Here is a 17969-nt window from a genome sequence, read left to right as displayed (position 1 = left end):
TGCAATTCCTCAGTGCCGCTGGTTGATCAGGAGATAGAGAAAGAACGGTGTGCCGAGCACCGCGACGAAGATACCCGCCGGCAGGTCGAGGGGCAGGAACAGCGTGCGCCCGACCAGGTCGGCCAGCATCACCAGGTTGGCGCCGACCAGTGCCGACATCAACGCCTGCCCGGCAAACCCCGGTGCTATCAGGCGCTTGGCGATGTGCGGGGCGATCAGCCCGACGAAGGCAATCGCCCCGCCCCAGGCCACTGCCGCACCGGCCAGGGCCACGCTGACCAGCAGCAGGCCAGCCCGCAGCCATTGCACCCGGGCGCCGATGCCCTGGGCCAGGTCGTCGTCCAGTTGCTGCACCCGCACTTGCCGGGCCAGCCAGAACAGCAGCGGCAAGATCGCCAGCAGCCAGCAGGCCAGTGCCCGCGGCTCCGGCCAACTGGCGCCGTAGACGCTACCCGTCAGCCAGACGTAGGCCGACAGGGTGGTGGTCAACGGGCTGAACACCAGCAGGAAGGTGGTCACCGCCGCCAGCAACGCCGAAACGCCAACACCGATCAGCACCAGGCGCAGCGGCGAGGTGCCCTGCTTCCAGGCCAGCAGGTAGATGGCCAACGCGGCCAGGCCGGCACCGGCCATCGCCGCCAGAGGCAGGAACTGCGAGCCCAGGGCCAGCGAGAAGAACGACAGGTAGCCAACCGCTGCCGCACTGGCACCGCTGGTGATACCCAGCAGGTCCGGCGAGGCCAGCGGATTGCGGATGATGCTCTGCAGGATCAGCCCGGAAACCGCCAGCGCCGAGCCCACCAGGGCTGCCAGTACCAGTCGCGGCAGACGCAGTTGCTCGACGATGAAGGCCAGGCCGGGATCGTCGGCACCCGCCAGCACCCGCAACACGGTCAGCGGCGACAGGTTGATCTTGCCCAGCGCCAGTGCGCCGAGCATCACCAGCAGGGTCAGCAGCAGCGCCACTCCCAGGCGGGCCAGGCTGCCGAGATCGAGCTGCCGGGAAAAACTGCCCCGGCGCAGGGTCACTGGTCTAGCCATGGCGTGCCCCCCGTCGAGCCAGGGCAATGAAGAACGGTGCCCCGAACAGCGCAGTCATCACCCCTACCGGTACTTCCTGCGGCAGGATCACCACCCGCGACAGGGTATCGGCCAGCAACAGCAGCGTTGCGCCCAGCACCGCGCAGCCCGGAAGCAGCCAGCGATGGTCGACCGACAGGCTCTTGCGCACCATGTGCGGCACCAGCAGACCGATAAAGCCGATACTGCCGGCCAGCGCCACCGCGCTGCCCGCCAGGCCGACGATCAACACGCTCATCAGCAGGCGGATCAGCCCGGTGCGTTGGCCGAGCCCGGTGGCAATCGCTTCACCGGCACCAAGAACATTGACCTGCCCGGCCAGCAGCCAGGCAGCAAACAGGCCGAACGCCACGCCGACCAGCAACGGCGCGGCCATCGCCAGCTCACGTTCGGAGAGCGAACCGGCGAGCCAGAACAGCACCGTGTCCAGGCCCTCCTCGTCGACCACCAGCAACGCCTGGCTGAAAGCGGAGAACAGTGCAGTCACTGCCGCCCCGGCGAGCACGATACGCAACGGGCTGAGACTGCTCTCGCCGCGATTGCCGATCAGCCACACCAGCGCCCCGGCCAGGGCCGCCCCGAGAAACGCACACCACAGCCATTGCTGCATGGACGACAGGGCCAGCAACGACGAGCCGAGGATGATCGCAAAGGTTGCCCCGGCATTTACCCCGAACAGCCCCGGCGAAGCCAGCGGATTGCGCGTCAGCGCCTGCATCAGCGCCCCGGCGACCGCAAGGCTGGCACCCACCGCGATCGCCATCAGCGTGCGGGCCAGACGGGTGCTGACGATCAGTTGTTCGCCAGCCGTCAGGCTGCCGGCGTGCAGCCAGCCATTCAACAGATGCGCCGGTTGAATCCAGGTGGCGCCCGCCGCCAGGCTCAACAGGCAGGACAACAGCATCACAACGACCGCCAGGGTCAGTTTCGAACCACGACTCATGAGGACGCCACCACCCGCGCGATGTCATCAAGCATCTGGTTGGCACCCAGGATACCGCCGGAAAAACTCCAGGCGATGCTGTCGACCCGCCACACCTGGCCATCCCGGGCCGCACGCATGTGCTGCCAGAAGGGGTAATGCACCAGGCGCTCATAGTTGCGCTGCACGGTCTGGCTGTCGGAGCGCTGGAACACGAAAAACAGGTCGGCATCGACCACGGGCAAGCTCTCTTTACTGGTAAGTTTCATGTAGGTGCCATGTGCACCGCGGGCCACCGGGTTCCAGTCGAACCCCAGCTCGCTGAGCACGGAGCCGGCAAAGCTGCCCGGCAGGTAGCTGCGCACGTGGTCCTCGCGCACATCCAGCACCGAGACGGTCAGCGGCCAGCGCCCGGCGAACTTCGCCTGCAACTGTTCACGCAACTGTGCGACCCGTTGCTGCCACTGCCCCAGCAGCTCGCTGGCCTGTTGCTGGCGATTGAGCGCGGCGCCCATCAGCGCCAGGGTGCGCTTGAATTCGAAGACTTCTTCAAGCATCAACACCCTGCCCATTCGCTCCAACAGCGGCGCAATACGCTGGTGGCGAAAGCGCGAGGCGACGATCACGTCCGGCCTGAGCAGGACGATGTCTTCCAGGCTCGGCTGGGTTTCCAGGCCGACATGGGCGACACCGGCCAGGGCCGGACGCAGGTAGCGGAACGTCGGTTTCTCGGTGGGCGAGTCGACCACGCCCACCGGGGTCAACCCGAGGGCCACGGCACAATCGCTGGCGCCCTGGAACAGGGTGACCAGCCGCGTGCCGTCGGCCCGTACCAGCGTCGGCAGAGCCAGCAGGCCGAGGGACAGGCGCAACACCGTGCGCCTGGAAGGTGGCAGGGACAGGTCAGGCTTCACGGCGCAACCTGTGGAACGGGTTGACCACTTCACCCTTGCCGAATGGCATGCTGCCGGGGCCACCCGCACGGGCGATCATCGGCGTCAGCAGCAGTTTCTGCGGCCAGCGCGGAGCCTCGAACAACTGGCGGCGAATCATTGCCCGCGCCTCGGCGTCGAACTCGATGCTCTCCAGCAGGCCTTCGAGCACATCGCGCAACACCGTCCAGAGCGCCGTCACCGGCACCGCATAGACCTGCGCCAGGGTGTCGATGATCGCCCGCACGTTGACCTGGATGCCGAGGGTCTGCAGCCAGAACAGCAGGTCCTCGGGACGCTCGTGGTAGAGGGTGTTGGCGTGGCCCTTCTTGATCCGGTAGACCGGGTCGGCCATGCCATTGCGCTCCAGCCACGGGACGAAGATGCGCAGCGAGTCATGGTCGCGCAGCAGCAGGCCCTGGGCCTGGCCGGCCTTCCACACCAGCACCGCGTTCTGCCCGTGGACCTCGCCGAGCATACCGATGCGCAACATGCGCAGGTTGATATCGAAGAAGCTGTGGCTCAACTCGCGGAACAGGGTCAACACCGAAGCCTGGTTGCGTGGCAGTTGGCGATAGTCCATCCACTCGTCGAAGAAATGCCGGTCGCTGTCCGGCAGCGGCGTCCCCAGCGCGGCCATCGGCAGCAGGCGGCACTCGGGGTCGTCGAGCAGGGCCGCCGGATAGCTGCGGACCATCGCCGACAGGTGCCGTGGCGCCTCGTCGAACAGCGTCGCCTCGGGCGGCATGAAGGCCCACCATTTGCCCTCGTCGCACAGGTGCAGCGAGCGCGCCAGGGTATCGTCGCGAGTCAGTGCCTGGCGCAGCAGGTTCTCGCTGAGCCCGCCGTTGATCATCTTCACCGCCGGCAGGTAGCGCGAAGCCCCGAGGGAGTAGATCGCCATCGGCAACTTGAGGTAGTCGGCGCTCGGGAAGCACGGGGTCATGGAACGCAGCGACGAGGTGGCGAACACCGGCGCGCCCCGGAACGCCAGGCGACGGCAGTCGCCGCGCTCGAATGCCGAACCCAGCTGGGCCTCGAGCACATGTTCGAACTGCCAGGGATGGACCGGCAGGGCCACGTGGCTGTGCTCGAGGCCCAGGCCGCGCAGTTCCTGCGCCAGCTCGGCCTGCAGGTGCTCCGGCAACAGGTAGCGCGCCGGGAACGACTGTTCGACGTCCCCTACCCCGTCGCCGCATTGCAGCAGGGCCTTGTCCACGGCGACCCAGTGCAGGTTCACCGGCTGGGCGAACTCGGCCTGGTAGCGCCGGTATTCGCCCTCGTCCAGCCCCTGCTTGGCCTTCGCCAGCGGGTGGTAGGGACGATCACGCAGCGATGCCCACTGTTCCATGGTGCGGAAAAAGGTTGCGCCGTCCTGCGCCATCAGGTTCCGGTGGTCGATACGGTGGTCCAGCGACAGCGCGGTCTGCCAGACACTGATGCGCAGCACCTCGAGAAACAGCGCCAGGCCCTTTTCATTGTCCTCCAGGCGCGGCGCCAGGCCGGCGAATACCCGCTGCATGAAGTCCTCGGGCGACAGCCGGGTCCAGTTCTCACCCTGGCGCGCCAGCACCGGGCTGCCCGGCACGATCTCCCACTGCTGGGTAATACCCGGACGCAGGGCGATGCTGATGAAGCGTTGTTCCGCCGCATCGCAGCACCAGTCCCAGATGCGCTGCTGCGGGCTCGCTTCGGCCAGCAGTGGTGCTTGTGGCTGGGCCTGTTGCCAGTGGGCGGTGTCCACCAGGTTCAGCGGTTCGCTACCAAAGAAGTCTTCCGCCAACAGGCAGTCGACCAGATCCTGCATCACCAGATCGGCGGCGCGTGAAGTAAAGTTCATCGAGTCATTTTCCTTCTGCAGAAAGAGTCGCCAGGCGCGCCTGCAGCGCCCGGAAGGCAATTCCACGCTCGTCGCCGAGAACGAAGGCGCGCACGCCTCGCTCCTGCCAACGGGCGGCATCGCCGGGTTGTCGGGGAATGGTGCAATACGGCACGCCAGCGGCCTGTGCGGCCTGCCAGCTGTCGAGCAGCGCCTGCTGGACGACGGGCTGGTCGATCTGCCAGGGCATGCCCAGCGATTGCGACAGGTCGGCGGCGCCTTCGAGGATCATGTCCAGGCCCGGCACCGCAGCGATCTCGGCAGCACGACGCACGCCCTCGGCGCTCTCGATCATTGCCACCAGCATGATCTGTGCATTGGCCTCGCCGACGTACTGCGCCAGGCTGTGCTTGCCGAAGGCACCGGGACGCCCGGCATTGAGGCTGCGCCGGCCCAATGGGTGGTACTTGCAGGCAGCGATGGCCTCGGCCAGCTGTTCCGGGCTTTCGATCATCGGCAGCACGATGCCCTGGGCGCCGCCATCGAGCAGGCGCAGCAGGGTCTTGGGGTTGAGGTCGGCGACCCGTACCAGGGGCGTCAGGCCGTAGGACTCGGCGGTGCGAATCATGTGCTCGACGGTTTCCGGATTGATCAGTACATGCTCCATGTCGATGATCACGAAGTCGAAACCGGCCTCGGCGATCAGCTCGATGGCCGCCGCCGCCGGGATCGAGCTGATCAGGCCGTAGACCGTCTGGCCCGCCTGCAATTTCTGCTTGAGCTGGTTGGTCCTCAGCATGCTTGCGGCCTGTGGGCATGCAGAGGGTTGGGCACCGAGCGGAAGCGCCGCTCGCCGTCGCCCAGCAGGCGGCGCTTGGTCAGTTCCTCGACCTCGTAGCTCGGCGCGAACACGTCGAACAGGGCAAAGCGCTCGCGATGCTGGGGATGCTCGGCCTGATAGGCGAGGATCACCTCGGCGGTCATCTGCCAGAACAGCGCCTCGTCCAGCTGGTACTGCTGGCGCAGGAAGATCGCCATCTCGGTCAGGCAGATGAAGAAGAAACAGTCGCAGGAGAAGTCGCGCACCGCCTCGACGTCATCGGTGATGATGAACGAGTTGCGATTGAGCCTGGCATGGCTGGCCGGCAGCGGCACCAGGGTCGGGCACAGTTCGGGGCGGGCCAGGTGCGCCGGCGAATAGCGTACGCCGTCGTGGAAGTCCTTGAGGGCAATGCGCTGCGGCCAGCCCTGCCGGGTGATCAATACGATGTTCTGGCCGTGGGACTCCATGCCGATGCCCTCGGCATAAAGCATATGGATGATCGGCGGCACGCTGACCTGCAGCAGTTGCCGGGTCCATGCCTGCAAGCCGTACTGGCGAATCCAGGCATCGATGAACGGCACCTGCGCACCCTCGCCATAGCGGTTTTCCACGTGGCTCAAGCCATTGAACGGCACCGCCTGCTCGTCGGCCTTGAGGTACTGGTGCAGGCTTTCGCGCCAGATCGCGCCCAGGGTGCCGTAGGTCTGCCCGGCCCGGGATTCGGCCAGGTCGTCATAGTCGAAGCTGACCCCGGCCACTTCACCAAGGATGACGAAATCCAGCGCCTTGGCCGTACTGTCGCTGGCAATCAGCTGCTGCAGCCAGTCGGTGATGATCGGTCCGTTCATCACCGTGTGCCGGGCCAGGATGCGAGTGCTGGAGGTATTGGTCATGCTCATCGCCAGCTTGACGTACGGACGCTCCTTGACGCTGGCGTTGGCCAGGGTGCGGATCGACTGCTGGGCCTTGTAGACATCGTCCGAGGCACCCAGGTAGATCAGTTCGCCATTGAGCAATTCGGGGTAGAACGTCGGGACGATGGTGTTCTCCCACTGCCACGGGTGCACCGGCATCAGTTGGTAGTCGTCGATGCTGCGGCCCTGCTCGGCCAGGCTCCGGGCCACTTCGTCCCAACGCGCGGCTCCCAGTTCCTGGCGAATGAACGCCGGAAAATCGATGGACTGCGAGTGGTTGACCGCCGCCCGCTGGTTGGCCAGCGCGATCCAGACCACGGCGATCGGCGTGGCGAATTCCGGTCCGTAGCGCAGGTTGTCCGCCAGGGAGAAACCGATGCGCGACTTGTAGCAGGGGTGATAGCTGTGGGCGTCCATGAAGTGCTGCTCCAGGGCATCCACGTCCAGCTCGTGGGCCGGCACCGCGGCGGCGTAGCCCTGGCTGCGGGCCTGCAGGTCCTTGAGCTGGGTCTGCTCTAGCTCATGGATGAAACGCCCCAGGTGCGGGCTGTCACGGAACTCGCCAAGCCATTCCGCCAGGGCCTGGTGCAGGTCCGGCGTGCTGCGTTGCCCGCTGGCGTCGACCCGCTCCAGGCTCGCATGTTCGAGGCGAATCACCTCGAAGCTGTCGCTGAGCAGGCCGTTGCAGTGGTACTCCACCTGTGCCTGCCGGGCATCGCGGCCACGTACGGTAAAGCGATGCCGGCCAGCGTCGAGCGGTTGCGCCTCATAGGGCAGTACCGCTTCATACAACAGGGTCTGCAGCAGTTGCCCCACCACCCGCCGCTGCACGGCTTCCCGGCAACGTGGGTCGACCGTGGCCAGCCAGGCACCGCTGGCCGGGTTGCCGATGGACGTTTTCACCAGTTCAGCAGTCGCCAATTCGAAAGTCGTCATATCCGTACCTTGAGTCGAAAGAAATTATCGCTGTTCGAGTGCGCCGGGCTGGGCCTCGGCCGTCTCGTCGTGCAGCGGAAAGCGCCAGGCACAGGGCAGCGCCAGCAGGATCAGGATGCCGGTGGCAATGAACACCTCGCTGATGGCCGCCGGGCTCGTCGCCTCGCCCGTCGGCCCCACGCGCCACTCCAGCCAGAGCGAGGCAATGACGATGGCCAGGGACGCCACCAGGCGCCGGGAAATGTTGTTCATCGCCGCCCCCTGGGTGACCATCGGCTCGGGCAACGCATTGAGCCCGGCGGTGGTCACCGGCATGTAGGACAGGCCCAGGCCGGCCCCGCGCACCATCATCAGGCCGAACACCACGGCGATCGCGGCATCCGCCTTGAGCAGCCCCAGGGCCAGGGTCGACAGACCGGTCAGCAGCAAGCCGCAGGCCACCACCGTGCGCGGACCGTGGCGGTCGAGAATGCGCCCGCCCATCTGCCCGAACAGGCTGGCGAACGCCGCCGTGCACAGCAGCGCCAAGCCGGTCCAGATCGCGCTGTAACCCAAGACCACCTGCACCAGCAGCGGCAGCAGCACCAGGCACTCGAACATGCCCACCGACTGCACCACGGCGATCACCACGCTCAGGCGATAACCCCGCAGGGCAAAGATGCGCAGGTTCAGTAGTGGCGCCTTGCGGCTCAGTTCCACCCGGACGAATGCCGCCAGGCAGCCAAGACCGGCGAGCAGCATGCCGAGGTCGAGCGGATCGAGCAGCGTGGTCGCATGGCGCAAGCCGCTGATGGAGACCATCAGCAGGCCGATACCGGCCGCGATCAGCAGATAGCCAGCCAGGTCGAACGGCTGGCGCGCGGCAGGTTCCGAATCGGGCAACACCACGACGCCCAGCAGCAGTGCCAGCAGGCCGATCGGCACGTTCATCAGGAACAGCGAGCGCCAGCTGAACCACTCCAGCAGCAGGCTGCCGCACAGTGGCCCGAGGGCCGGCGCCAACATCACCGCGGCACTCCACAGGCCGGTGACCCGGCCACGCTCAGGCTTGGCGTAGACCGAAAAGATGATGGCCAGCGACAACGGGATCATCAGCCCGCTGGCAATGCCCTGCACCACCCGCGCGGTAATCACCAGGCTGATGGAGTCGGCCACGGCGCCGAGCAGTGAGGCGCCGATGAACAGCGCCACGCCCCACAGGTACAGGCGCTTGCGCCCCAGGCGCTGGCTGAGGAAGCTGGTCAGCGGCATGGTCATGCCCATGCTGGTCATGAACCCGGCAACGATCCAGGTGGCCAACAGCGGGCCGATCCCGAACACGCTCATGAACGCCGGCAGCGCCGGGTTCAGCGAACTGTTGCTGAGGCTGACCGTCAGCGTCCCCAGCAGCACGTTGAACACCACCCAGCGTCGTGACATCGCCCACCTCACGCCCACGGGCCATCGCCCTGCGACAGTTCGCCGTCGCGCACGAAGAGCTGCGGCGGCCTGGGGTGACAGAGGAAGTCGACGTGGGAGATGTTGTAGCCATAGGCACCGGCCAGCGGCAGTACCAGCAGGTCACCGACCTCGACACCCTTGAGGGGCCGGGCGCGGCTGAGCACATCCTTGGGCGTGCACAACTGGCCGACCACGCTGTACAGGCGCTCCCGGGCATCCGGCGCCGGCGTGCCACGTGGCAGGTGCAGCACCGGGTGATCGTGACTCTGCGCCGCCGGCAGGCGGAACTGGTGGGTCCCGCCGCGACAGACCAGGAAGTGCACGCCGTGGCTGCTCTTGCTGTCCAGCACCTCGATCACGTAGTAGCCGCAGAACGCGCTGATGAAGCGTCCAGGCTCGAAGCGCAGCACCGGGGCGCCGGGCTGCCCGGCCAGCCGGCGTTCCAGGTAGCGGCAGAAGCGTTGCCAGTCGAACTGCTGCCCACCCAGGTAGTCGACGCCGATGCCACCGCCGACGTTGAAATGGGTCAGTTGCTCCGGATGCGCCGACAGTGCTCTCCACTGCTCCCAGCGTTGCAGGTAGAAATCCAGCAGTTGCTCATGGCGCTCCACCGACAACTGGTGGGACATGGCATGCACATGGAAGCCCTTGAGGCTCAGGTGACTGGCGCTGTCGACCAGCTGCACCGCACGGGCCAGGTCCGCCTCATCGATCCCGAACGGGGTGGCGGTACCGGCCATGGCCAGCTTGCTCGACAGAGTGGCCGGCAACTGCGGGTTGATCCGGATGAACACCGGCTGAACCCGCCCAGCCTGGCTGGCCAGGCGCTGCAGACGATCGATCTCGTTGAGGCTCTCCAGATGGATCGCTTCGACCTGATGCTCCAGCGCCGCGCGCAGGTCGGAGTCGAGCTTGCCAGGTCCGGAGAACACATAGGGCTTGCGCTGCAAGCAAGCCATCACCCGCTCGATCTCCCCCCCCGAGGAAATCTCGAAACCGCTGACCAGTGGCGCCAGGACCTCGAGCAACGGCGCCTCACTGTTGGCCTTGATCGCGTAGTACAGCTCGACGCCGGCCGGCAGTGCCGCCATCACCTCGCGTACGTGCTCGCCCAGGGCGTCGAGGTCGTGGATGAACGCGGCCAGCGGATCGCTGCTCATGGCCTGGGCCTCGCGGATCGCCCCCAGGATAGTCTCGGGCAACTCAGCCATAGCGCACCTCCTCGCCCCATGGCGAATGCAGGTTGACGTAGCCGGCCTGGCGGTCGGCCTTGGCCGCCAGCCGGACCTTGAGGTTGGTCTTGCAGGCGATCGGCTGGCCGGCGATCAGCGCATCGAGCTCCGGCGCCGGGCCGACCAGCTCTTCGCGGATGCTGCGCAACTGGCGCTCGACCTGCTGCCACATCCGTGGCGCCAGGTGCGCACGCTCCCAGCTCAGGGCCAGCACGGCCTCGGACAGGTTGTTGATCAGCAGGCAGTAGCTGATACGGCTCCAGCCCTGGGCACGGGAATAGAGCAGCGATTGGCGAACCCGCGGGTGCAGGCCGACTTCAAGATGGCTCGCGCCCAACTCCTCCGTCAGCTTGACGCCCTCGAAGTCCCGCAGCAGCAATTGTTGCGGCTGGCCGGCGTCATGGATCAACACGGTGTTCTGCAGGTGGGGTTCCATTACCACGCCGTGGTTGAAGAACAACGCCATGACCGGCCGCAACAACAGCGCCTGGTAGCGTTCGAACCAGTCCAGCAGGTGGCTGTCTTCCAGCGGCTGGCCATGGAAGCCCTGGAGGAAGTCGTGCACCAGCGGACGCGAGTGGATATCACGGGCGAACAGCGTGCCGGCCATGACGCTGCGCTCGGCGCCGGCGCGGCGGCAGAAGTTTTCCCGCAGGATCGCCCCGGTCTGCTCGCGGAACCAGTGTGCATCGGCCTCATCGGCCTGGCAGGGAGCCCAGCTCATGGAGCCGGGTTCGGCCACCGTCGACAACCCGCCCAGGGTCTGCGGTTCGTTCTGCTGCAGGCGCTGGAATAGCTGGTCGATGATCAGTGTGCTTTCCAGTTCGTACCAGGCATTCTTGCGCACGCAATTGGTAATGCGCACATTCAGCGAACCCTTGATGAAGTAGTCGTGCCCCTCGATGTACCAGGTGCGCATCGACGCCGTTGGGCTGGCCAGCGGACCGCTGGTGCCGTGGTCGAAGATTTCGCCCTGTTCCAGCAGGCGTTGGACCCGACGATCCTGCATGAACAACTGCCCCTGCACCGGGTGCATGCACAGCATGGCATGACCCGGCCGGGCCCGGCGCTGGTCGGCGAAACCGGCCAGCACCTGCTCCTCGTCGAGGCCGTTGGCAGTGACCCGCAGGCCTGTCAACGGCACCTCGAACAGGTGCAGCGCGGTGCGTGCCTGGAATTCCGGCGCATAGGTTTCCTGGGCCAGGTGAGCCGGCCACAGGCGCGCCTTGGGTGCCGGATGGTTGGGGTGGCCAAACCACAGTCCCTGCTCGCTGGCGAGGTAGCTGCTCAAGGGCGCCGGCTGCTGGCCGTCAAGGTTGTGCGCGACGATGGCCGCGGTCAGGTGCTGGCTCTGCAGGACCTGGTCGAGCAACTCGTCGTTGCTCGCATTGGTCATGTGTTCACAGGCCGCCAGCAGTTGCTCGACGAATTCGGGAAACGCCAGGCAATGCCAGGCGCCCTGCCCCTTCCGGGCATAGACGTCGGACAGATAACGGTGGCTGCCGAGGCGATCGCGGCGGTCCACCAGGACGAAGAACTGCTGCTGGTTGGGCAGGCTGATGGTCAGCGGAATGCCTTTCCAGGCCAAGCCCTCCAGGTAACAGCCGGGAGCAATACCCTGCATCTGCTGCGGCCACTCATAGCGCAGGCAGTTCTCGGGCAGCGCGAACTCCTTGATCAGGCAATTGAGCAAGGCACGAGTACTGGCCAGCTCACTCACCATTTTCGAAATAACAGCACGATCGGGGTTATTCATGGTTGCTCCACATTAGCCGCAGTCTCACCGGTTACATGATGTCGCAATGACAACAGGTGGCATTCATTGCCAGAAAACAGCCAGTCTCTTTCCATAAACAGACGACTCGACATAAACATACCGACAAACCCTGCAAAATTTAAACTTGTTCCAGATTGCCAAAATCGGGCAACAACCAGCCGTATCGCCTGATATCGCCACGATCAGTTTTCAGAGTTTGTCGATATTCGATAACAGTGTTGCGAACAACTTCAGTCGCGAACTTGCAACAGCGCCGCCGCGAGGGATTTTTCAAAGCGCTGGATCACCAACCCGCATTGTTCATCATCGATGATCAATGGCGGCAACAGGCGGATCACGTTGCCGTTACGCCCACCGCGCTCAAGCAGCAGCCCCTGCCGGAAGCAGTGTTGCTGGATCGCCACCGCCAGCTGTGGATCGCCGGGGAAGCTGCCGAGACGATCGGCCGGCTGGCGCTCATCGATCATCTCGATGCCCAGCATCAGCCCGCGCCCGCGGACCTGGCCAATGGCCGGATAGCGTGATTGCAACAGCTGCAACTGCTCCTTGAGCCACTGGCCACGCGTTTCGGCCTGGGCGGCAAGATTCTCCTCCTGCAGCACGCGCAGGGTCGCCAACCCCGTGGCCATGGCCATCTGGTTGCCACGGAAGGTCCCGGCGTGGTTGCCCGGCGACCAGGCATCGAACTCGCGCTTGAGCCCCAGCACGGCCAGGGGCAGGCCGCCGCCAACGGCCTTGGACATGACGATGATGTCCGGCTCGATCCCGGCATGCTCGAAGGCGAACATCCGCCCGGTACGGGCAAAGCCGGCCTGCACCTCGTCGAGAATCAGCAGGATGCCATGCTTGCGAGTGACCTCGCGGATCTGCCGCAACCAGCTCGCCGGCGCGCTGTTGACCCCGCCCTCGCCCTGCACCGCCTCGACAATCACCGCCGCTGGCAGCGACACGCCGCTTTCGACGTCTTCGATGAACTGGTTGAAGTAGTAGCCCAATGCCTCGGCCCCGGCTTCACCACCGATACCCAGCGGACAGCGGTATTCGTGCGGAAACGGGAGGAACTGCACACCCGGCATCAACGTGGCGATGGCGTTCTTCGGCCCGGTGTTGCCGGTCAATGCCAGCGCACCATGAGTCATGCCGTGGTAGGCGCCACTGAAGCTGATGACCGTATTGCGTCCGGTGAAGGTCTTGGCCAGTTTGAGCGCCGCTTCCACCGCGTCCGCCCCGGACGGCCCGCAGAACTGCAGGCAATAGTCACGCCCCCGCCCTGGCAACAGCCCCAGCAGGGCCTCGCTGAAGGCATCCTTGACCGGTGTGGTCAGGTCGAGGGTGTGCATCGGCAGTCCCGAGGACAGGAAGCTGTCCAGGGCACCCATGATCGCCGCATGGTTGTGCCCCAGTGCCAGGGTCCCGGCCCCCGCCAGGCAGTCGAGATAGGTATTGCCCTCGACATCCGTCACCCAGACACCATGGGCCTTGGCAATCGCCAATGGCAGTTTGCGCGGATAGCTGCGCACATTGGATTCGAACTTGCCCTGACGAGCCAGATAATCGGCATTGGTTTGCTGCACAGGATTGGAATGCAATACGCCATCATTCAACATCTGCCCGCCCTCCCTAAGTTATGAATGCAAACTATTACCACTGACTGACAAGCGCAACGCTTAGTTCCTGAATAATTAAAATTTCACAAAACTCTCGAGCATTAACTATAAATATTCAGACACACGAATACCCAAGCCATGAAAACTTGAAATATTAAAAAGATGCCATGCATCTTTAATATAAAAAACTTGTGTCGTTATATGTTCAAAGCAATATCCAGCTTGCAATCTTTCAAGTAATCCGTTCCAAATCTCAGAGCGGAAACCCTCAGGCGCCAATCCCTGGCGCAAACCCCACGAGTCAGAAACCGACGGTGGCCGATAGCAGATAGGTCCGCGGCGTCGACAGGGTCAAGCCAGGCTCGCTGTCATCCGAGGCACCGGCCGAACTCCAGTAGCGCTTGTCCATGACGTTTTCGACGCTGGCACGCAGGGTGATGGCCTTGTCGTCAAGCTTGAAGGCGTAGCGGGCACCGACGTCGAACCGTTCCCAGCTGTCGATTTCCTTGCTGTTGGCCTGGTCCAGGTACTGCGAGCTGGAGTAGATGCCGCGGCCGGTCAGGGTTAGCCCCTCGATGCCGGGAATGTCCCACTCGGCGCCCATGTTGACGTTGTACTCAGGCGTGGCCGGCGCGCGGTTGCCATCGAAGGTGCCGTTGGTGGTATTGGTCAGCTTGCTGTCGATATACATCACGCCACCGAGCAGGCGAAAGCCCTTGATCGGCTCGCCGAACGCGCTCAGTTCGACACCGCGGTTCTGGCGCTTGCCGTTCGGGCCGAAAATCTTCGACCTGCTGTTGGTCTCATAAGCCGGCTGCCGGATCTGGAATGCTGCGGCGGTCAGGGCGAAGGAACCGAAGTCATACTTGGCACCCACCTCGACCTGGCGGCTGATGAAAGGCGGGAAGATTTCGTCCTCGTTGACCGAATCTGATGGAGCGATCTTGCCCTGGCTCAAGCCTTCCATGTAGTTGGCATACAGCGACAGCTCGTCGGTAGCCTTGAACAGGATGCCCCCTGATGGCGATACCTTTTCCTCATCGTAGGCGGTGTCGTCCTTGATGCCCTTGGTCCAGCTCTCGACTTGGACTCGCTGCCAGCGCGCGCCCAGGGTCAGCAACAGACGGTCATCGAAAAAACCCAGCGTATCGGACAACGCTACGCCGCTGAAGCGGTTCTCGGTATAGACCTTGTCGTCGTAGCGAGTGGGGGTCAGGGGATCCCGCGTCTGCACCGGGTTGTAGAGATTGCTGGTGCCCGTCGCATAACGCGCCCCGCCGTTGGTGAAGTCCATGTAGAAATCGCTGGCGGCCAAGTTCAGTTCATGGCTGACGGAGCCGGTGTGGAACCAGCTGCGCACGCCCATCGTGGCGGTACGGACGTTCTCGTCCCGGGTGAAATCCCGCGGCGAGACCGTGAAATCTCCGGCATTGTTGGTGATCGGCACGGCATGGCGCAGAAAGTCGTGATTGCTCTTGCGCAGGCCAACACCGCCATAGACCATCACCGAATCGCTGAGGTCGTATTCGCCGTTCAACGTGCCGAAGGTGTCCTTGGTGTGCGCCCAGCTCCAGGCCTGCGCATAGTTCTTGTGCACGTCGTTGGGATTGGGCACCTTGGCGTTGGCACCGATCTGCACCCGCTCCTGCGGCGCGTCGGTGTCGCGCTCGGTGTGGCCGATGTCAGTCGACAGGCGCAGGCGCTCACCGCGAAAATCCAGGCCGAGCACCGCCATCTGGCGATCGACATCCTGATGATCCCAGGTGGTATCACCGGACTGTTTCACTCCGTTGAAGCGGATACCGTACTGGTTCTCGTCGCCGAACCGCCGGCCGATGTCCACGGCTCCACCGGTCTGGCTGTCGGAGGCGTAGCTGCCGGTGAACTCGGTGATCGGCTTGTCGGTGGCGCGCTTGGGTACCACGTTGATGCCACCGCCGACGCTGCCGCGCGGCGAGATACCGTTGATCAACTGAGTCGGCCCCTTGAGGATGTCCACCCGATCGGCCATTTCCATGTCGATGGTGTAGGTCGGCAGCACGCCGTACAGGCCGTTATAGGACACGTCGCTGTTGAACAGGCTGAAACCGCGGATGGTGAACTGCTCGTAGCGCCCGCCGGCCGGGTTGGTGGCGCGCACCGAAGGGTCGCTGGCGATCAGGTCGCCAAGGGTGCGGGCCTGCTGGTTCTTGACCGCCTCGCTGGTGTAGGTGGTCATGCTGAACGGCGTTTCCATGAAGTCCCGCGAGCCCAGCAGGCCCTGCGAACCACGACGGGCGACCTGGCCACCGGCATAGGCCTGGCCGCCCGCGCCGCCATCGGCACCGAGAATCGAAGTGGTCGGCAACTGCATGCTGCCGCTGCCCTGCGGCGCCGGCACCAGGGTGTAGGCCTGGTTGCCCACTGGCACCAGTTGCAGGCCGGAGCCCTGCAGCAGCCGGGTGAAGCCCTCCTCCACGTCGTACTCGCCCGACAGGCCATTGCTGTTGTGCCCGCTGACCAGCGCCGGATCGACCGACAGGTTGACCCCCGCCAGCCCGGCGAAACGGGTAAGCGCCGCGCCGAGACTGCCGGCCGGCACTTCATAGCTACGGCGTACAGCGTTCTCCGCCCAGGCGGGTACAGTCAGCAACGGTGTGGAACTGAGGCTCAGCACAAGGCCGAAACGCAACAACGGACGCAAACGCAAAGGGGGCACTGCAGACATGGGAGAAAGCTCTCGTATTTTGTTCACTTACCTGGAATGACCGGCGAGGTGAAAAAAAGGGACAGCCTTCAGGCAATATTTTTTCCCGCGATTTTTTTGCGCGGCACCAGGGTGACCCAATAGCGGGTGCGCATGTGCACCTCCAGCGGCAGGCTGGCGGTCAGCAATTCAAGGATGCGATCGGTGTTATCGAGGCGGAAGCTGCCGGTCAGGCGCAGCGTTTCCAGCGCCGGGTCCCAGCGCAGCAAGCCGTTGCGATAGCGGCCCAGCTCGCGCAGGAAGTCACCCAATGGCTGGTTCTGTGCCATGAGCACCCCATCGCGCCAGCCGGGCAATTGCCCGTCGAATGCGCCGACCGCTCCTGCTCCGGAGGCACGCAGGCTGACTTCCTGGCCCTCGCCCAGCGACAAGGCCGGCCCCTGCAACGGCTGCAACTGCACCGAACCGCTGACAACCGACACCCGGCAGTCCTCGGCATTGAGGCGCACGCAGACTTCGCTGCGGCTGACGATGATGCGCCCGTAAGGGGCCTGGATGGTCAAGGCACTGCTGCCCGGAACCTTGAGGGCCATTTCGCCGCGCACCAGGGTCAGCAGCCGTGCCGTCATGTCGACATTCACCGCGCTGGCGGTGTTGAGTTGCAGGGTGCTGCCGTCGGGCAAAGGAATGCGCCTGCGCTCGCCGGTGGAGGTCTGCTGGTCGGCGCGCCAGACATCCAGTGGCAACTGCCGACTGATCAGCCAGGCAGCCGGCACCAGCGCGGCCACGCCGAGGGCGCGCTTGAGGACAGCCCGCCGGCCCGCGTCCGGACGATCCAGGGTAGCCATGGCCAATGCGGTGGGCAAGCCGGAAAAACGCTGGCGCAGCTGTTGCGCCCTCTGCCAGGCGGACTCATGGGCACTGCTGCTTTCACGCCAGTGCTGCAACTTGCGCCGATCGTCGTCGTTGGCCGCGCCCGACTCCATCAATGCCAGCCATTGCCCTGCCGCACGGGCCACGGCCCGGGCCTCGGGCGTAACGCCGGGACGCATCAGAGTTCCACCAGCAGGCAGTGTTCGTAGGCCTGGGCCATGTAGCGCTTGACCGTGCGCTCCGAGACCTGCAGGCGCTCGGCGATCTCGCGATAGCCCAGCCCTTCGAGCTGGCTCCAGAGAAAGGCCCGCCGCACCGGCGCCTGCATCCCGTCGAGCAGTTCATCCAGGGCCTGCAGGGTTTCAAGCAGCACCCAGCGCTGCTCCGGCGACGGCACGCTTTCCTCGGGCAGTTGCGCCAGGGCATCCAGATAGGCCTGCTCCAGGCTGCGGCGGGTGTAGAAGTTGCTCAGCAAGCGCTTGCCGACGGTCAGCAGGAACGCCCGTGGTTCACGCAGGTCGACCAGCGGCTGCGAGCTGGACAACACCCGCAGGAAGGTGTCCTGGCTCAGGTCCGCGGCATCCCAGGCATTGCCCATGCGCCGCCGCAGCCAACTTTCCAGCCAGTTGCTGTGATCGCGATACAGCGTGTGTAGGGTTTGCTCCGTGGGCGTCGTAGCTTCAAGCATGGGAGAGAACCTGAGCGAGGAGTATCAAATGAGACTGATTCTAATTAGTGTTATATCCATAAACCAAGTCTTTTTGTACAACCGCTTACAAACAGGTGTAAGCGCGCGACGGATTTGGCACCGCGTTGCAGCGGATTTGGCACCGCCGCTGATCGTGGGACCGAGGCATAGCAGAGCTACTTACCTCCCCCAACGCCTGACGGCGCCCCAACTGCTCAACGTTGAGTGACCAGCTCAAGC

The 17969-nt window shown here is 64.8% G+C and carries 13 protein-coding genes; all 13 read right to left on the bottom strand.

The window, feature by feature from the left end; all coding sequences use genetic code 11:
* Positions 1-9: 9 nt before the first annotated feature.
* The 13 genes from AC6I6U_RS16590 to AC6I6U_RS16530 all read right to left on the bottom strand — a co-directional run bounded on the left by AC6I6U_RS16590 (position 10) and on the right by AC6I6U_RS16530 (position 17729).
* Positions 10-1041 carry a FecCD family ABC transporter permease gene (locus AC6I6U_RS16590; RefSeq protein ID WP_497877130.1) on the bottom strand — a complete coding sequence of 344 codons (1032 nt, stop codon included), beginning with the start codon at positions 1039-1041 and terminating at the stop codon, positions 10-12.
* The gene (locus AC6I6U_RS16585; protein ID WP_497877129.1) at positions 1034-2023 is read right to left on the bottom strand and encodes a FecCD family ABC transporter permease; all 990 of its coding nucleotides are present in this window, start codon (positions 2021-2023) and stop codon (positions 1034-1036) included. Before AC6I6U_RS16585 ends, AC6I6U_RS16590 begins: the two co-directional genes overlap by 8 nt.
* Positions 2020-2916: an ABC transporter substrate-binding protein gene (locus AC6I6U_RS16580; RefSeq protein WP_497877128.1), complete on the bottom strand. Its 897-nt coding sequence runs from the start codon at positions 2914-2916 to the stop codon at positions 2020-2022. The genes AC6I6U_RS16585 and AC6I6U_RS16580 overlap by 4 nt, the downstream gene beginning before the upstream one ends.
* Positions 2906-4774, bottom strand: coding sequence for an IucA/IucC family protein (locus AC6I6U_RS16575; RefSeq protein ID WP_497877127.1), 1869 nt, complete (start codon positions 4772-4774; stop codon positions 2906-2908). Before AC6I6U_RS16575 ends, AC6I6U_RS16580 begins: the two co-directional genes overlap by 11 nt.
* A gap of 4 nt (positions 4775-4778) precedes the next feature.
* On the bottom strand, positions 4779-5552 hold the full coding sequence (locus tag AC6I6U_RS16570; RefSeq protein WP_497877126.1) for an HpcH/HpaI aldolase family protein: 774 nt from the start codon (positions 5550-5552) through the stop codon (positions 4779-4781).
* Complete coding sequence (locus AC6I6U_RS16565; RefSeq protein ID WP_497877125.1) at positions 5546-7426, bottom strand: IucA/IucC family protein; 1881 nt, start codon at positions 7424-7426, stop codon at positions 5546-5548. The genes AC6I6U_RS16570 and AC6I6U_RS16565 overlap by 7 nt, the downstream gene beginning before the upstream one ends.
* Before the next feature lie 24 nt (positions 7427-7450).
* Positions 7451-8845, bottom strand: coding sequence for a DHA2 family efflux MFS transporter permease subunit (locus AC6I6U_RS16560; RefSeq protein WP_497877124.1), 1395 nt, complete (start codon positions 8843-8845; stop codon positions 7451-7453).
* Positions 8846-8853: 8 nt separating this feature from the next.
* On the bottom strand, positions 8854-10077 hold the full coding sequence (locus AC6I6U_RS16555) for a type III PLP-dependent enzyme (protein ID WP_497877123.1): 1224 nt from the start codon (positions 10075-10077) through the stop codon (positions 8854-8856).
* Complete coding sequence (locus tag AC6I6U_RS16550) at positions 10070-11854, bottom strand: IucA/IucC family protein (RefSeq protein ID WP_497877122.1); 1785 nt, start codon at positions 11852-11854, stop codon at positions 10070-10072. The genes AC6I6U_RS16555 and AC6I6U_RS16550 overlap by 8 nt, the downstream gene beginning before the upstream one ends.
* Before the next feature lie 251 nt (positions 11855-12105).
* Positions 12106-13482 carry a diaminobutyrate--2-oxoglutarate transaminase gene (locus tag AC6I6U_RS16545; RefSeq protein ID WP_497877121.1) on the bottom strand — a complete coding sequence of 459 codons (1377 nt, stop codon included), beginning with the start codon at positions 13480-13482 and terminating at the stop codon, positions 12106-12108.
* Between the two features lie 301 nt (positions 13483-13783).
* Positions 13784-16189, bottom strand: coding sequence for a TonB-dependent siderophore receptor (locus tag AC6I6U_RS16540; RefSeq protein WP_497877120.1), 2406 nt, complete (start codon positions 16187-16189; stop codon positions 13784-13786).
* Between the two features lie 68 nt (positions 16190-16257).
* Complete coding sequence (locus AC6I6U_RS16535; RefSeq protein ID WP_497877119.1) at positions 16258-17220, bottom strand: FecR domain-containing protein; 963 nt, start codon at positions 17218-17220, stop codon at positions 16258-16260.
* Positions 17220-17729 (bottom strand): sigma-70 family RNA polymerase sigma factor, encoded by a 510-nt coding sequence (locus AC6I6U_RS16530; RefSeq protein ID WP_497877118.1) that lies wholly within the window; start codon positions 17727-17729, stop codon positions 17220-17222. The genes AC6I6U_RS16535 and AC6I6U_RS16530 overlap by 1 nt, the downstream gene beginning before the upstream one ends.
* Positions 17730-17969 lie beyond the last annotated feature (240 nt).

The organism is Pseudomonas sp. UTLPPB19802 (genome assembly GCF_059730225.1).
The sequence above is the reverse complement of the archived record's forward strand: the minus strand, read 5'-3'. Positions and strand labels throughout refer to the sequence as shown.

Excerpts from the sequence above, each read along its gene's own strand:
- AC6I6U_RS16570 (WP_497877126.1), bottom strand. The coding sequence starts at position 5,552 with ATGCTGAGGACCAACCAGCTCAAGCAGAAATTGCAGGCGGGCCAGACG.
- AC6I6U_RS16575 (WP_497877127.1), bottom strand. The coding sequence starts at position 4,774 with ATGAACTTTACTTCACGCGCCGCCGATCTGGTGATGCAGGATCTGGTC.
- AC6I6U_RS16550 (WP_497877122.1), bottom strand. The coding sequence starts at position 11,854 with ATGAATAACCCCGATCGTGCTGTTATTTCGAAAATGGTGAGTGAGCTG.
- AC6I6U_RS16590 (WP_497877130.1), bottom strand. The coding sequence starts at position 1,041 with ATGGCTAGACCAGTGACCCTGCGCCGGGGCAGTTTTTCCCGGCAGCTC.
- AC6I6U_RS16540 (WP_497877120.1), bottom strand. The coding sequence starts at position 16,189 with ATGTCTGCAGTGCCCCCTTTGCGTTTGCGTCCGTTGTTGCGTTTCGGC.
- AC6I6U_RS16545 (WP_497877121.1), bottom strand. The coding sequence starts at position 13,482 with ATGTTGAATGATGGCGTATTGCATTCCAATCCTGTGCAGCAAACCAAT.
- AC6I6U_RS16565 (WP_497877125.1), bottom strand. The coding sequence starts at position 7,426 with ATGACGACTTTCGAATTGGCGACTGCTGAACTGGTGAAAACGTCCATC.
- AC6I6U_RS16530 (WP_497877118.1), bottom strand. The coding sequence starts at position 17,729 with ATGCTTGAAGCTACGACGCCCACGGAGCAAACCCTACACACGCTGTAT.
- AC6I6U_RS16535 (WP_497877119.1), bottom strand. The coding sequence starts at position 17,220 with ATGCGTCCCGGCGTTACGCCCGAGGCCCGGGCCGTGGCCCGTGCGGCA.
- AC6I6U_RS16555 (WP_497877123.1), bottom strand. The coding sequence starts at position 10,077 with ATGGCTGAGTTGCCCGAGACTATCCTGGGGGCGATCCGCGAGGCCCAG.
- AC6I6U_RS16585 (WP_497877129.1), bottom strand. The coding sequence starts at position 2,023 with ATGAGTCGTGGTTCGAAACTGACCCTGGCGGTCGTTGTGATGCTGTTG.
- AC6I6U_RS16560 (WP_497877124.1), bottom strand. The coding sequence starts at position 8,845 with ATGTCACGACGCTGGGTGGTGTTCAACGTGCTGCTGGGGACGCTGACG.